This window comes from Ruegeria sp. SCP11 (assembly GCF_040329455.1).
In the GTDB taxonomy this organism is placed as follows: domain Bacteria; phylum Pseudomonadota; class Alphaproteobacteria; order Rhodobacterales; family Rhodobacteraceae; genus Ruegeria; species Ruegeria atlantica_E.
This window is the reverse complement of the sequence record NZ_JBDZYG010000001.1, coordinates 135,171-149,002: the sequence shown is the minus strand read 5'-3', so window position 1 is coordinate 149,002 and position 13,832 is coordinate 135,171. Positions and strand designations below refer to the sequence as shown.

Here is a 13,832-nt window from a genome sequence, read left to right as displayed (position 1 = left end):
TCAGGCTGCAACCGGTTAGCAATGATCCGGTTGCAGTACAAATGGGTGTCAAAACGCCGGCACACCCGCTGCCAATCAGCTAACCGCGGCGGCCTTGGCTGGGTCGTTCTCCAACTCTTTCAGAAGTCGTGCCTGTTTGACCTTTGGGTCCAGCTCGGGGTCGGTCAGATGCGCAAGCATGTCCGGGATCGAAGCCTCGATCTGAGCTTCGGTCGCCACCGCCATGCCGTGGGCCACGTAGGGGCGCAGATAGGTCATGCCCGCAAGAAGCGCAGTCTGCTGATATGGCTTCAGGAATTCGGCCATCGAGAAGTTGTTGTACCCTCCGGCGTGATAGCTGTCAGCCGGGCCACCTGTTGAGACCAACAGCAGAAACTCACGACCCGCCAGTTTGTCGCCGCCCGGACCGTAGGCAAAGCCATAAGTCAGCACCTGGTCCATCCACGCCTTCAGCACCGGCGGCGCCGAGTACCAATAAAACGGGAACTGGAACACGATCCGGTCATGGGCCAGCAGCAACTCGTGCTCGGCCTGCACGTCGAACTGGAACGTTTCTCCGCCGATAGCCGTCAGATCCCGCGTGGTAACGGTCTCGGCATCGGACAGGGCGTCGAACCATGCGCGATTTATACGGGATTTGCCCAGATTTGGGTGGGCGGTCAGAACGAGGGTTTTCATACTTTTGCCTCTTCAAGGATTTCAGCGGAATAAGAAGTGATAAGCGGGTTTCCGTCCGTCCGAACGTCGAACCGCCAATGCTCGCGGACGCGGGCTTCGATTGTGTCGCCCGAAGTAGTCCGGGCGCGGAACAGCACCTCGAATGTCGCGGCAGCATCAGTGATTTGGACATTGCTGACATGGTGCTCAGTCGGTCGCTGGAGCGTCTCCAGAACGCCCGCGTACCAGTTGCGCACGCGGTCGTGACCGTGCAGCGAACGGTCAATATCGGGCATGTCCCAGTCCACCCCGGGGTGGAGGTCGGGTAAGAACATCTCGATCGGATCCAACCGATCAAACCGGGCGAACCAATCAACTATGAAATCATGAATTATACGGTGATCCGTCATGTTGTTTACCATTCGATAGGTTTGCGATCGCGAAAGAATCCACCGGTCGGGCCGTTGGTGTCGAGAGTGGCCAGCCAGATTGCGGTATCCGCACCCTCTTCGGGCGCGCGAGTGGCGCCTGCCCCGCCCATACGGGTGCGCACCCACCCGGGGCACATGGCATTGACCTTGACGCTATTGGGCAGGGTCCGGGCGGTTGCAGCGGTCAGAGCATTCAGCGCCGCTTTGGCCACGCCATACGCGGCAGGTCCCGCGACGCCGTCTGAAAACGCACCCCAACCGGAGGAGACATTGACCACGCGGCCATAGCTTTGCGCCACCATATGAGGCGTCAAATGGTGCATAAGCAGGTACGGTCCGTGCACCATAACGGCCATCGAGTCCGCAAAGTCTTGACGATCATCCAACAGGTTACCCGACCCCAGAATTCCGGCATTGTTGATCAGTACATCCACCGGCCCCGCTTGCTCTGCGGCCTGCGCGATACTGCTCGGGTCGGCAACGTCCAACTGAATTGCGGTTGCTCCGACCTTGTCCGCAGCCTTGCGGCCCGCATCCGGGTCGCGAGAGCCCATCAAGACCTCAAACCCTTGGTCCACAAGACCCTGAGCAATGGCCAGACCGATCCCGCGGTTGGCCCCAGTTACGAGTGCGCGTTTCATTTGCCTCTCCATAGATTGATCAGCTATGAGCCTGAGCGTGAATAGTTCGGGCGATCGTCTTATTCAGCCAGACGGTCAGGCACTGGGGCCAATTGGTATTGCGACCAGAAGAACGTATTCGCGGCGTCTTGATCAGCACTAAGGTTAGTCGCCTCGACGATCTTGCCGTCTTCGATCCGGTAGAGCAGCGCCCACATCGTATCGACATTGGGTTTGCCTTCAGCATTGGACCAGCCGCGGTGAATGTCGACCACATAGGTTTCATCCGCACCAAAATAGATCGGCTCGGCCTTAAACCCCGCCGCGCCGAGCTGAGCGAAGAAGGCCAACACCTCGTCACGGCCATCCTTGGTGCCCGATAGCGGGTGGCGACCCGGGATGTGCCATTGCACATTCTCGTCCATGACGGCAGCAATGCCATTTAGGTCATTCGCGCCATAGGCTGTGAAAAAGTCCTGTACGACCTTGATGTTGTCTTCGGGTGAGGCTGCAGAGGCAGCATGTCCGGTGACCAGCGTGGCAGCAATTGCCGCTTTGATTAGGGGATTCATCGGATATCCTTTCAGGCGTTAAGAAAATCGGCCACGGCGTCTGAGGCAGCCATAACCGCATCCTTGCGGTCGTAGAAATCGAACTGAGTAACGTCATCACCCAGCCAGAGCTTTTCCAGCGGCGCCTTGGTTCGGGCCTCATAGGCCTCGGCACCGGCAGGCAACGCGATCGAAGCCGATCCCACCATCAGTATCAGTTTGGTCAGACGATCCGCCGAGGCTTGCGCATCGTAGGTCAGCCACGGCTTCCACGAGGCGACCGAGAAATTGTTGTCATAGGCCGGGATCAGGCCACGATCTTCCTCGGTATAGTAAGGAGCCTGATACATGACCGCGCTTTCATCCGTGGTTGACGCACCCAGCAGCACGGTGTCGGCAGAGTTCGGCGCTTCGGACGCGGCGATCAGGTTGGCAGCCATCTCAGCGCCACCATAGATGTCCTCGGCCATTTTCGGATCATGCAACCACGGCGCAACCAGTGCGACCTTGTTCAGACGCTCATCATCCGCAACAGCGGTGGCCATGTACCCCGATGAAGCGCACACTCCGAGGCCCGAAATCCGCGCGCTGTCCACCTCAGGCAGCGATGCTAGGAATGCGGCAGCGGCGTGGATATCGGCGGTTTTCGTCAAGGGATCCTCGACATAGCGCGGCTTGCCTTCGCTTTCGCCCCAGCCGGTGAAATCAAACGCCAGCGTGGCAAATCCACGCGCAGCCAGTTCGCGAGCATATGTGCCCGGCATCTGCTCTTTCACGGTAGTCCATGCGCCGGTAACGATTACGGCGGGCAGCGGGCCGTCATACTCCTCCGGAGAATAGAGCCTGCCAACCAAGCTATTGCCGCCGCTATCGAAGCGGACGGTGCGAGACGTCACGCCTTTGCGTTCAGGTGTGTTCTGCAGAGTGATGCGAGTCATGGGATTGGTCCTCTACTGGTCAATCATCTGTCTGTTGGGGTTAATTTAGGGGGATACGTATTTTCGGATAATCCCCATCTTTTTCACTTCCTTCATGTATAGTATCTAATAATGAAATTGAGGTTCGTCTGATGCGCCTGCCCCTAGCCACGCTGGAAATCTTCACTGCCATCGCTCGGCATGGCAGCTTACGCGCTGCCGCCGAAGCGCTCGCGCTGAAACCGTCGACCGTTAGTCACCAGTTAAAATCGCTGGAAAAGCAATTGGGCACTGCTTTGTTCATCCGCACGACCCGCTCGATCAGTCTGACCGAGGCAGGCCGTGCGCTGATGCGTGGCGCCGGCCCCGCCTTCGACCAACTGAGCGAAGCCGTGGAAAGTGCCCGTACCAGCGGCCATGCGGCCCGCGGCACGCTGCGGCTGGCGATGCCTGAATTTGTTTATCACCTGTTCGTGGCACCCGTTCTGAACAGCTTTTGCGCAGCTTATCCCGACGTCGAGGTGGAATTGTCCCTGACCGACGCGCTGTCCGATATTCTTGGCGAGGAACTGCACGCCGGGTTCCGGCTGGGCGATAGGATCGCGCAGGACATGGTCGCCGTACGACTGACGCCTGCTCTCCCGCTGACGGTTGCAGCCAGCCCCGACTACCTGGCTCGCCACGGCACGCCACAAGCCCCTCGCGATCTACTGGAACATACATGTGTTCGCTACCGCTTTCAGTCTTCTGGTCATATCGCCCCCTGGTTGTTCAAGGCCAAGGACGGAGAGTTCACGGTCGAGGTGCAGGGCAATCTGATCACCAACACCCTGCCCGCCTCGGTCGACATGGCGAAACGCGGGTTGGGCCTGGTTTATACGTTCCGCGACTACATCGCTGATGAGGTCACGTCGGGGCTGCTCTCCCCCATCCTACAAAGGTACCTGCCTGACACACCGGGCATCTTCATTTATTTCCCGCGCGAGTACCGGTCGATGATGCCGCTTCGGCTGTTTATGGAACACCAGAAGCAGCAGCAGGCATAGGCGGGTTTGCGAACGCGCCGGATGCACGCAGTGATCAGTTCCCTGCGCTCGCCCGTTCAGCGGCTTGCCCGACCAGATCACGCGAGCCGGTTTCCCACAACGCAGTCATTGTCAGCGCCGACACCTTCCAGGCACCGTCCACATTGGCCAGCTTATAGTCGTATCGGCCGCCCAGCACCCACAACTCATCACCAATCCGGTGAGTTGCTGTAAAATCTGCCTGCGCAGTGGCTTGGTCGCCGTCGATGGACGTGATCGTTTCGTTTGTGACCATGTGGTGGGTTACATCGAAGCCCGGCAAAAACCCTGACCATTGGGCAATGACATCATCCGCCGCTGCTGTGGCCGGCTCGCCGCCCCAAAGGCTGGTGTAATCCAACATAACCTCGTCCGCGAAAGCATCTCGCACGCGGTCCCAGTCGTGTCGGTCGGCGCCCGCAGCGATACCAATGATCGCGGCATTGATCTGGGCGGCGTCATTCGCGAAGGCCGGTGATGTTGCAGCAATAGCCGCGGCTGTTACAGTCGACAAGAGTTTCATCGTTCTACTCCCATAAATCGAAAATGCTTGTTTGTGCGGCGCGTCACCATAAGGCGACGCGTTCAGATCAAACCCGGCCTCAACCGTCCTGCGCGGAACCGGCGGCGAAGTGTGCGGCGACCGTGTCCGCCGCACGGGTAACGTCTTCGGGGTTGTCGTAGAAGTCGAACTGAGTGACATCCTCGAGCATCTTCAGCGTTGCATCACCTGCAAGGCCTTCCAGGAAGGTGCGAACACCCTGCGGAATGGCGGCTGTTTCCGAATGCACAACGGCCAGAGGCTGCGTCAGACGACCGGGATTATCCGCCGGGTAGTAGGTCAGCCAACCCTCCCAGCCCGCATTATTCCACTGGTTGTCATATTCCGGGATCGCACCGCGTTCGGGCTCGTAGTAGTAGCCACCAATCGGCATCAGCACGCCTTCGGCGCCTTCAGGACCGGCTGCAGGGATGATCTGACCACCAGCGTCCTCGGCGGCGCGGCTGACTTCGATCAGCCCTGACACACCTTCCTCGCCGCCGTAAACTGCCTCGACGATCTCGGCATTCTGCAGCCACGGGGCGACAAGGCCAATCCGCTGAACCAGATCGTTGCCCGATACAGCGTCGACCATGTATCCGGCCGAAGCACAGATTCCCAGACCGTTGATATGCGCCACGTCGACCTCGGGCAGAGTGGCGACGAATTCAAACGCAGCGCGAATGTCGGACGTCTTCGCCTCGGGGCTTTCTACAAAACGGACATGCTGCGGCAGGTCGCCGGACTTGCCCCAACCGCGGAAATCAAATGTAAACGCCGCAAATCCACGTTCGACCATTTCCTCGGCATAGACGCGGGGCATCTGTTCCTGAACAGAGGTCCAGGCACCGGTGACCACCACTGCGGGCAGTTTCTCACCATCATATCCTTCGGGCAGATATAGCGTGCCGGACAGCGTGGCACCTTCGTTTTCAAATGTCACGGTACGCGTTTCGACCTGCGCCATTGCGGCAGTCGAGGCCATAAGCAGCGCGGCGGTTCCAAGGGCTGTTTTGTTCATTGCCGTATCTCCTGATCTCATGCGGTGAGAACCTCACCTGATGATCAGAAACTACCCAACTCCCGAAGGTTTTGATTGAACCATGCAACCTGAGTTTTGAAGGATCGCGCTTAGTTTGTTTGAACCGGCTCAAGGCGTATTCCCCGCACGAAACTCTTTTGGTGTCTGCCCGGTGACTTTCTTGAAACTGCGCGAGAAATGCGCCTGATCGGCAAAGCCACATGTGGCGGATATCTCGGCAAAGCTGCGGTTTGGCTCTGAGAGCATTCTGGTCGCCTGCTCGATCCGGTAGGCCATGACATATTGCATGGGTGTTGTACCCAGCGTCTCTTTGAAGACGCGGTTGAAATGAGACTTGCTCATCGCTGTTTCGGCCGCCAAGTCATCAACCGTTATCGTCTGGTCCAGCCTGGCGCGGATATAGGCCAGCACTTTGTTGTAGTGGGCCGAAGTGAACCGCGCACTCAACGCAACATCTTCAGGTCGACGGCGCCCGTATTTTTGTAAGAGCTTGACCAAAAACACGCGGCTCATTGCCTCGAACATCACGGCCGAAGACATATCGTCGTTTTCAAGCGCGTCCCGCAAAATCACGCCAGCGGCACACAAATCGGGATCGGAAAACTGAGGCAGATCCTCAAACTGGTTTGGTTCCAATAGCATTCCCAGTTCAGACTGCGCGAATTTTTCTACCTTTTTCGGGTCAAGCGTTATGACGATGACATTCGACTTTGCAAACCACCGCCAGCCGGACCGCGTGCCTGCGGGGGTGACAATGATGTCATGCAGGTGAAAGGTGAAATCTCTCAGCACACCATTGCGCATGTTCTGCACGCGATGCGGAATTGGCTGCAGATTCAGCAAAATGTGGTGCTCGTCAAAAACATCTTCCGGCATGCTGTCAGGCTCAGCCTGAAAATATCTCACGGACATCAACGCAGCCGCCGAGATGTGCGAGGTGCCTTCGCTGTTCAGCAAAGGAGCGGACGGGTAAATCTCGTTATAGAGCCGCGGCACGTGTTAGCGACCTTTGTTCATTCGGTTGGCCTTTAAACACCATACCGGCTGATCATCATTTCAACACTGCTGTCGATAGTTTCGGTCATCTCCGCCTCGCTCAGCACCGAGCCCGAAAACAATAGAGGCCAGAAAGCACGCGATTTGATCAGGCCGATGAATTCGCTGCCGGCTTGATTGGGGTCGTCAATTCTCAGCTGACCGTCATCTGCTGCATCGCGCAGCATGTCGACAAAGATCGGGGTCTTGTCCAATTTACCTTGCGCCGCGGCGGCAAGTTCGGGATTGCGCAATGTTTCGCTTATGATCATTCGCGCCATCGCCATTACATCGGGCTTCATCAGAATCCGCCCCTCGGCCCAGGCGAGTTCGGTCAGTTGCTCACGAATATCGCGACCTTTTTCATAGCGGCATTCGAACACGTCAGCAAAGCGATTGGACAGTTCGATCACAATAGACCGGAACAGGTTTTCCTTGCTTTCAAAGTACTTATATAGCGTCCGTTTGGACACCTCGGCCTGCGCTGAGATGCGATCCATACTGGCCGCGGCAAAGCCCTTTTCCTGGAACTCGGCCACGGCGGCTTCGATGATCTGAGCGTACTTGGACGCATTTGGAGCGCTGCATTCAGTCATGTCAGAGCTATAGACCTATTGACGTGGGGCGGTCAAATCCTAGGTAAACGCGAGAGTTTACAGAGGTAAAATTTTGTGCCACTAGTAAACGCGCCAGTTTACCGACTCAGGTAACCAGCCCAACACGGAGAGTCCCCTCATGGCACTGACTTTGAAATTGAATGGCGAGACCCACACGGTTGACGCCGAACCCGGCACGCCCCTGCTGTGGGTGATCCGGGATGAGCTGAAGCTCACCGGAACGAAATTCGGCTGCGGCGTTGCCTCCTGCGGCGCCTGCACCGTGCACCTGAACGGCGAGCCCGTGCGCTCGTGCCAGACTTATATCGAAGATGTCGAAGACGCCGAGATCACCACAATCGAAGCCGTTGGCGAGGACAAGATCGGAGCCGCTGTACAGCAGGCCTGGGTCGAACTGGACGTGGTCCAGTGCGGCTATTGCCAGTCGGGTCAGGTCATGTCTGCGGTTGGACTTCTGTCCGAAAACCCCAAGCCCAGCGTCGAAGAGATCGACGACTATATGTCCGGCAACGCCTGCCGTTGCGCCACCTATCAACGCATCCGCGCCGGTATCCAGCGCGCATCTGAAATTCTGGAGGCCTGATCCATGACCATCAACACCTCCCGCCGTGGATTTCTGAAAGGTGCCGCCGCTGCCGGTGCCGTCCTTCTGGTTGGCGCACGTCCTGATGGTGCGTTGGCCGTGGCCACGTCTGAGATCACTCAATTCAACCCGTTCGTGAAGATTGACGCTGACGGCACCGTGACCGCCATCGTCAAGCACTTTGAAAAAGGTCAGGGTCCGGCGACCGGTCTGCCGACACTGATCGCCGAGGAAATCGGCCTGACGATGGATCAGATCGAATACGAATTCGCCCCGTCCAACGCGCAGGTCTACAACAACCTGCTGTTTGGCCCCTTCCAAGGCACCGGCGGCTCGACCGCAATGGCAAACTCGTGGCTGCAATATCGCCAGGCCGGTGCCGCCGCGCGCGAAATGCTGATCAACGCCGCCGCCCAAAGCTGGGGCGTGGATGCGTCCGGCATCACCATCGAAGAGGGTATCGTCAAAGCGGGCGACAAGTCGGCTCCGATCGCGGAATTCGTTGCCGCAGCTTCGCAGCTGGAGGCTCCAGCCGAGCCACGCCTGAAGGACCCATCCGAGTTCCGCCTGATCGGCAATGAAGCCGTTCGCCGCAAGGACTCGGCGATCAAAGGCAAGGGTCAGGCAATGTATGCCATGGATGTACATCTGCCGAACCAAATGGTCGCCATGATCAAGCGCCCGGAATCAAAAGGTGGAATCGCCCTTGGTTTCGACGACAGCGCGTCGAAAGAGGTTAAAGGCTACATAAGCGCCGCCGTTCTACCCAATCAGGCGGGTGTCGCGGTCTATGCCGAAAACACCTGGGCTGCGATTCAGGCGCGGGATGCGCTTGAGGTCGAATGGGACGTGTCGGGCGCCGAAACGCGCGACTCGGACCAGATCAAGGCTGAGATCATGGCCGCACTGGACGCGGAACCCACTTACAACGTGAACAAAGCGGATGTCGCTGCGGTTTCGGCGGCCATCGACGGGGCGGAAAAGGTTGTTGAAAAGACCTTCTACTTCCCACTGCTGGCCCATGCACCGATGGAACCGCTGAACTGCACGATCGAGCAGACTACCGAAGGGGACATCGTTCTGCATGATGGCGCACAGATGCCCACTGGCCCGCATATGGCCTATCAGCAGATCTTCCAACTGCCACCCGAGAAAATCCATATCAAGACAATGCTGGCAGGTGGCTCGTTCGGTCGACGCGCGACCCCGGATGCCGATTATCAGGTCGAGGCCGCGCTGGCCTTTGTAGTCACCGATCGCTCTCGTCCGGTTAAACTGGTCTGGACGCGTGAGGATGATATCCGCAGCGGCTACTATCGCCCCGCATTCGGCCACAAGGTTCGCGTAGGTTTGGATATCGATGGAAACATTGTCGGTTGGCAGCATCAGGTCGCCGGGCAGTCGGTCATCAAGGGTACTCCGTTCGAAGCGGTGCTGGTCCATGACGGCATCGATCACAGCTCGATCGAAGGGATCGCCGATAGCCCCTATAACATCCCCGGCATGGCATTGGGCCTGACCGATACGCCCAAAGCTACGACCGTTCTATGGTGGCGCTCTGTGGGCCATACCCACACCGGCTATGTGATGGAAACCATGATGGACTTGGTCGCTGAAACGGCGGGCCGCGATCCAGTTGAGTTCCGTCTGGCACACCTGTCCGACACCAGCAACGCCGACCAGCAACGCAAAGCTGGCGTTCTGAAGTTGGCTATTGAAAAAGCCGACTGGGGCAACGTTCCCGCAGGTCGTGCACAGGGCATCGCGGTGCATAAGTCCTTTGGGTCCTATGCGGCTCAGGTAGTCGAAGTTTCAGGTGATCCGGAGAACGGCATCAAGATCGAAAAGGTCACCTGCGCCGTGGATTGCGGTATCGCCGTAAACCCAGACGTGGTGCGCGCGCAGATGGAGGGCGGTATCGGCTACGGTATCGGCCATGTCATGCGTGATCAGATCACGCTGACCGGCGGCGCTGTGGATCAATCCAACTTCCCGGATTACGAACCACTGCGCATCGGTGATATCGCAGAGGTCGAGGTTCATATCGTTCCCTCCGCCGAAGCACCAACCGGCGTTGGTGAACCCGGCACGCCTCCATCGGCGCCGGCACTGGCAAACGCCATCCGCGCACTGTCGGGTGTGAAAGTCACCAGCCTGCCGATGACGGATAATGGCATCAGCTTTGTCTGATTGCTCTGCCAAGCTATTTCTTGCCGCGCCGGTCCTTGGGATCGGCGCGTTTTTTGTGGTTAAGGCTAAGAAGAAATTTGATCATATTTCGTGACAAACCGCGAAGGTTCCAGTACATCTCGGGAAACGAGAGGAACGGAGCCCCAAATGGACCTGAGCGCCCTGCACAGTTTTCGCGTCGCTGCCTGTGACCTGAACGGCCAGATGCGCGGCAAACGCGTGCCGCCCTCGTATGCCGACAAGTTGACCAAGGGGACGGTACGGATGCCGTTTTCCGCGCTGAATGTCGACCTCTGGGGCGCGGATATCGACGGCAGCCCGCTGGTTTTCGAATCTGGCGATGCTGATGGAATGCTGTTGCCGACAGATCGCGGACCGGTACCGATGCCTTGGCTGGCAGCGGACACAGCATTGGTTCCAATGTGTTTGTACGACGATTCAGGAACGCCGTTTGCAGGTGACCCACGCCATGCGCTGGCCTCCGTTCTAAAGCGTTACGCCCAGCGCGGATGGTCCGTTGTAGCTGCGACCGAGTTGGAGTTCACATTATTGGACGCGTCGGGCGCACAGCCGCTGCCACCGTTCAATCCGGTAACTGGACGACGTTTGGCGTATGAGGCTGTGTTGTCGATGGCTGAGATGGATGCCTTCGACGCGTTTTTCACCGACCTTTACGACGGTTGCTCTGCGATGGGCATTCCAGCACAAACTGCTATATCCGAAAGCGGCATCGGTCAGTTCGAGATCAATCTGAACCATCAGCACGCCATGCGCTGTGCCGATGACACGTGGCTTTTCAAGACCTTGACGCGCGGCCTTGCACGCAAACACGGGTTTACGGCAACCTTCATGTCCAAACCCTATGCCGATGACGCCGGCAACGGGATGCACGTTCATTTCTCGGTCGTGGACGGCAAGGGCCGGAACGTCTTCGACAATGGAGGGCCTGAGGGTACAGATTTGCTGCGCTGGGCGGTCGCAGGATGCCTGGCTGCCATGCCCGGCTGCACGCTGATCTTTGCGCCACATGGCAACTCGTACACCCGCCTTATTCCCGGCGCGCACGCTCCCACCGGTGCAAGCTGGGCTTATGAGAACCGCACCTCTGCCCTGCGCATCCCGGGCGGCGCCCCGGCAGCGCGTCGGATTGAACACCGCGTGGCTGGCGGTGACATCAACCCCTATCTGATGCTGGCGGCCGTTTTGGGGGCCGCACTGAACGGGATCGAAGATCAGGCTGAACCACCCACCCCGATCTCAGGCAATGCCTACGAAATCGACGGCCTGCCACAACTGGCAAGCGATTGGCCCGCAGCCATTGCCGCGTTCGAAACCGACCCGCTGGTGGCGCGCATCTTCCCCGCCGACCTGATTCGCTTTTTCGCCATGACCAAACGACAAGAGATCCGGCGCTTTGCAGAACACCCCCCCGATGAGCACTGGCTCAGCTATCTCGAGGCGGTATGATCCCTCTTGCCTGCCTGGATTCGGCGGGCTAGAATAAATTTGATCAAATTTGGTGACCCATGAAAATCGGCATCCTACTGACCGGCCACCCCCCTGACGAACTGCAGGGCCAGTTCAGCGAATATGACGCGATGTTTGCAGCGCTGCTGGATGGCAACGGCTTTATCTACGAAACCTTCGCCGTCGTGGACGGCCAGTTCCCCAAAGATGAATATCACGCCGACGGCTGGATCATCACCGGCTCGCGCCACGGGGCGTATGAGGATCACCCATGGATTCCGCCGCTAGAGGACCTGATCCGCGCGATCCAAGCCAGCGGCCGTCCTTTGATCGGCGTCTGCTTTGGCCACCAGATCATCGCGCAGGCGCTGGGTGGCAAGGTCGAGAAATTCAATGGCGGCTGGGCCGTCGGGCGTACTGACTACGACTTTGAGGACCAAATCGTGACCCTGAACGCCTGGCACCAGGATCAGGTCGTCGCCCTGCCCGAAGGCGCAAAGGTGACGGGATCAAACGCCTTCTGCCGCAACGCCATGGTAACCTATGGGGACAACATCTGGACGGTGCAGGCCCATCCGGAATATGGCGATGCGTTTATTAAGGGCCTAATGGAAACACGCGGCAAAGGCGTGGTGCCCGAAGACTTGATGCAGGCAGCCGCCAATCGCCTACCCAGCCGCAATGACAACCCGAAGATCGGGCAGTACATGGCTGAATTTCTGAAGAAAGAGAGGGCCTGATGGCCGATTGGAAAGATCAACTGCCACAGGCAGCCCGGACCTATATCGAAGGCCAGAGACTGGACGAAGTTGAGTGCATCATCTCGGACCTGCCCGGTATCGCGCGGGGCAAGGCGGTGCCTGCATCGAAATTTGCCAAGCAGTCCTATTTCCACCTGCCCGACAGCATCTTTTACCAGACCATCACCGGTGACTGGGGTGAGGCTGCGGGCGAAGACGGGTTCATCGAACGGGACATGATCCTCAAGCCAGATTTCACCACCGCGTCAGCCGCGCCATGGACCGGAGACTGGACGCTGCAGGTGATCCACGACGCCTATGATCGCGACAACAACCCGATTCCGTACAGCCCCCGCAACGTGTTGAAACGTGTGGTGCAGCTGTATCACGATAAGGGCTGGAAGCCGGTTGTCGCGCCCGAAATGGAGTTCTTTCTGGTCGCCCCCAACGTCGACCCGGCACAGGGGATCACACCAATGATGGGCCGTTCGGGTCGTCCGGCAGCCGCGCGTCAGGCCTATTCGATGACGGCAGTGGACGAGTTCGGCCCGGTGATCGACGACATCTACGATTTCGCCGAGCATCAGGGGTTTGAGATCGACGGCATCACGCAAGAAGGCGGCGCGGGCCAGTTGGAGATCAACTTGCGCCACGGCAACCCGGTAAAACTGGCCGACGAAGTATTCTATTTCAAACGCCTGATCCGCGAAGCAGCCCTGCGGCACAACTGTTTTGCCACCTTCATGGCAAAGCCGATCGAGGACGAACCGGGTTCGGCCATGCACATCCACCACTCGATCATTGATATCGAGACGGGGCAGAACATCTTCTCTGGGCCACAAGGCGGTGAAACGGATGCGTTTTATCACTTCATTGCCGGACTGCAGAACCACCTCCCCGCCGGGTTGGCGGTGATGGCACCCTATGTGAATTCCTACCGGCGCTATGTGAAAGACCACGCAGCTCCTATCAATCTGGAATGGGCGCGCGACAACCGCACCACAGGCATCCGCGTACCGCTGTCCGGCCCCGAGGCGCGCCGTGTGGAAAATCGCATTGCTGGGATGGATTGCAACCCCTATCTGGGAATCGCCCTGTCACTGGCCTGCGGATATCTGGGCCTGATCCAACAGGAACGCCCACGCCGCCAGTTCTATGGCGACGCCTATGAAGGTGACGGAGATATCCCACAGGTCATGGGCAACGCGCTGGACCTGTTCGACGAAGCCACCGCCCTGCACGAAGTCCTTGGCCCCGAATTCGCGCGCGTCTATGGCATCGTCAAACGCGCCGAGTATGAAGAGTTCCTGCAGGTGATCTCGCCTTGGGAGCGGGAGCATCTTCTGCTGAACGTCTGAGGGCATAATGAATTCTGCT

At 58.5% G+C, this 13,832-nt stretch carries 15 protein-coding genes; 6 read left to right on the top strand and 9 right to left on the bottom strand.

Annotated elements, in window-relative coordinates; translation table 11 throughout:
• Positions 1 to 75: 75 nt before the first annotated feature.
• Genes ABLN94_RS00765 through ABLN94_RS00745 form a run of 5 tightly spaced genes read right to left on the bottom strand, consistent with a single transcriptional unit; the run spans position 76 to position 3,197 of the window.
• The gene (locus ABLN94_RS00765) at positions 76 to 678 is read right to left on the bottom strand and encodes an NAD(P)H-dependent oxidoreductase (RefSeq protein ID WP_352988240.1); all 603 of its coding nucleotides are present in this window, start codon (positions 676 to 678) and stop codon (positions 76 to 78) included.
• The gene (locus ABLN94_RS00760; RefSeq protein WP_352988238.1) at positions 675 to 1,067 is read right to left on the bottom strand and encodes a nuclear transport factor 2 family protein; all 393 of its coding nucleotides are present in this window, start codon (positions 1,065 to 1,067) and stop codon (positions 675 to 677) included. The genes ABLN94_RS00765 and ABLN94_RS00760 overlap by 4 nt, the downstream gene beginning before the upstream one ends.
• A 5-nt stretch (positions 1,068 to 1,072) precedes the next feature.
• A complete protein-coding gene (locus ABLN94_RS00755; RefSeq protein ID WP_352988236.1) occupies positions 1,073 to 1,729 on the bottom strand; it encodes an SDR family NAD(P)-dependent oxidoreductase in 657 nt (218 codons plus the stop codon).
• Positions 1,730 to 1,788: 59 nt separating this feature from the next.
• Positions 1,789 to 2,280, bottom strand: a complete 492-nt coding sequence (locus ABLN94_RS00750) for a nuclear transport factor 2 family protein (protein WP_352988234.1) — start codon at positions 2,278 to 2,280, stop codon at positions 1,789 to 1,791.
• 11 nt (positions 2,281 to 2,291) lie between these two features.
• Positions 2,292 to 3,197 carry an alpha/beta hydrolase gene (locus ABLN94_RS00745; RefSeq protein WP_352988232.1) on the bottom strand — a complete coding sequence of 302 codons (906 nt, stop codon included), beginning with the start codon at positions 3,195 to 3,197 and terminating at the stop codon, positions 2,292 to 2,294.
• 131 nt (positions 3,198 to 3,328) lie between these two features.
• Between ABLN94_RS00745 and ABLN94_RS00740 the strand changes: the two genes are divergently transcribed.
• Positions 3,329 to 4,222, top strand: coding sequence for a LysR substrate-binding domain-containing protein (locus ABLN94_RS00740; RefSeq protein ID WP_352988230.1), 894 nt, complete (start codon positions 3,329 to 3,331; stop codon positions 4,220 to 4,222).
• 34 nt (positions 4,223 to 4,256) lie between these two features.
• On the opposite strand, the gene ABLN94_RS00735 is transcribed toward ABLN94_RS00740, so the two are convergent.
• The 4 genes from ABLN94_RS00735 to ABLN94_RS00720 all read right to left on the bottom strand — a co-directional run bounded on the left by ABLN94_RS00735 (position 4,257) and on the right by ABLN94_RS00720 (position 7,454).
• Positions 4,257 to 4,763 carry a nuclear transport factor 2 family protein gene (locus ABLN94_RS00735; RefSeq protein ID WP_352988228.1) on the bottom strand — a complete coding sequence of 169 codons (507 nt, stop codon included), beginning with the start codon at positions 4,761 to 4,763 and terminating at the stop codon, positions 4,257 to 4,259.
• Positions 4,764 to 4,842: 79 nt separating this feature from the next.
• Positions 4,843 to 5,802 carry an alpha/beta hydrolase gene (locus tag ABLN94_RS00730; RefSeq protein WP_352988226.1) on the bottom strand — a complete coding sequence of 320 codons (960 nt, stop codon included), beginning with the start codon at positions 5,800 to 5,802 and terminating at the stop codon, positions 4,843 to 4,845.
• A 129-nt stretch (positions 5,803 to 5,931) separates the two neighbouring features.
• Complete coding sequence (locus ABLN94_RS00725; RefSeq protein WP_352988224.1) at positions 5,932 to 6,819, bottom strand: helix-turn-helix transcriptional regulator; 888 nt, start codon at positions 6,817 to 6,819, stop codon at positions 5,932 to 5,934.
• A 32-nt stretch (positions 6,820 to 6,851) separates the two neighbouring features.
• On the bottom strand, positions 6,852 to 7,454 hold the full coding sequence (locus tag ABLN94_RS00720; protein ID WP_352988222.1) for a TetR/AcrR family transcriptional regulator: 603 nt from the start codon (positions 7,452 to 7,454) through the stop codon (positions 6,852 to 6,854).
• A gap of 139 nt (positions 7,455 to 7,593) precedes the next feature.
• Here ABLN94_RS00720 and ABLN94_RS00715 point away from each other — a divergent pair, with 139 nt between their 5' ends.
• The 5 genes from ABLN94_RS00715 (at position 7,594) to ABLN94_RS00695 (ending at position 13,813) form a co-directional block, all read left to right on the top strand.
• Complete coding sequence (locus tag ABLN94_RS00715; RefSeq protein ID WP_352988220.1) at positions 7,594 to 8,058, top strand: (2Fe-2S)-binding protein; 465 nt, start codon at positions 7,594 to 7,596, stop codon at positions 8,056 to 8,058.
• 3 nt (positions 8,059 to 8,061) lie between these two features.
• Positions 8,062 to 10,248, top strand: a complete 2,187-nt coding sequence (locus ABLN94_RS00710) for a xanthine dehydrogenase family protein molybdopterin-binding subunit (RefSeq protein WP_352988218.1) — start codon at positions 8,062 to 8,064, stop codon at positions 10,246 to 10,248.
• Between the two features lie 147 nt (positions 10,249 to 10,395).
• Complete coding sequence (locus ABLN94_RS00705; protein ID WP_352988216.1) at positions 10,396 to 11,715, top strand: glutamine synthetase family protein; 1,320 nt, start codon at positions 10,396 to 10,398, stop codon at positions 11,713 to 11,715.
• A gap of 59 nt (positions 11,716 to 11,774) precedes the next feature.
• Positions 11,775 to 12,455 (top strand): type 1 glutamine amidotransferase, encoded by a 681-nt coding sequence (locus ABLN94_RS00700; protein WP_352988215.1) that lies wholly within the window; start codon positions 11,775 to 11,777, stop codon positions 12,453 to 12,455.
• Complete coding sequence (locus tag ABLN94_RS00695; protein WP_352988213.1) at positions 12,455 to 13,813, top strand: glutamine synthetase family protein; 1,359 nt, start codon at positions 12,455 to 12,457, stop codon at positions 13,811 to 13,813. The genes ABLN94_RS00700 and ABLN94_RS00695 overlap by 1 nt, the downstream gene beginning before the upstream one ends.
• Positions 13,814 to 13,832: the final 19 nt, after the last annotated feature.

What these genes read in the sequence shown, in the direction of transcription:
- ABLN94_RS00695 (WP_352988213.1), top strand. Translation starts at nt 12,455, where the DNA reads ATGGCCGATTGGAAAGATCAACTGCCACAGGCAGCCCGGACCTATATC.
- ABLN94_RS00720 (WP_352988222.1), bottom strand. Translation starts at nt 7,454, where the DNA reads ATGACTGAATGCAGCGCTCCAAATGCGTCCAAGTACGCTCAGATCATC.
- ABLN94_RS00765 (WP_352988240.1), bottom strand. Translation starts at nt 678, where the DNA reads ATGAAAACCCTCGTTCTGACCGCCCACCCAAATCTGGGCAAATCCCGT.
- ABLN94_RS00705 (WP_352988216.1), top strand. Translation starts at nt 10,396, where the DNA reads ATGGACCTGAGCGCCCTGCACAGTTTTCGCGTCGCTGCCTGTGACCTG.
- ABLN94_RS00755 (WP_352988236.1), bottom strand. Translation starts at nt 1,729, where the DNA reads ATGAAACGCGCACTCGTAACTGGGGCCAACCGCGGGATCGGTCTGGCC.
- ABLN94_RS00760 (WP_352988238.1), bottom strand. Translation starts at nt 1,067, where the DNA reads ATGACGGATCACCGTATAATTCATGATTTCATAGTTGATTGGTTCGCC.
- ABLN94_RS00710 (WP_352988218.1), top strand. Translation starts at nt 8,062, where the DNA reads ATGACCATCAACACCTCCCGCCGTGGATTTCTGAAAGGTGCCGCCGCT.
- ABLN94_RS00750 (WP_352988234.1), bottom strand. Translation starts at nt 2,280, where the DNA reads ATGAATCCCCTAATCAAAGCGGCAATTGCTGCCACGCTGGTCACCGGA.
- ABLN94_RS00715 (WP_352988220.1), top strand. Translation starts at nt 7,594, where the DNA reads ATGGCACTGACTTTGAAATTGAATGGCGAGACCCACACGGTTGACGCC.
- ABLN94_RS00700 (WP_352988215.1), top strand. Translation starts at nt 11,775, where the DNA reads ATGAAAATCGGCATCCTACTGACCGGCCACCCCCCTGACGAACTGCAG.
- ABLN94_RS00745 (WP_352988232.1), bottom strand. Translation starts at nt 3,197, where the DNA reads ATGACTCGCATCACTCTGCAGAACACACCTGAACGCAAAGGCGTGACG.
- ABLN94_RS00730 (WP_352988226.1), bottom strand. Translation starts at nt 5,802, where the DNA reads ATGAACAAAACAGCCCTTGGAACCGCCGCGCTGCTTATGGCCTCGACT.
- ABLN94_RS00740 (WP_352988230.1), top strand. Translation starts at nt 3,329, where the DNA reads ATGCGCCTGCCCCTAGCCACGCTGGAAATCTTCACTGCCATCGCTCGG.
- ABLN94_RS00735 (WP_352988228.1), bottom strand. Translation starts at nt 4,763, where the DNA reads ATGAAACTCTTGTCGACTGTAACAGCCGCGGCTATTGCTGCAACATCA.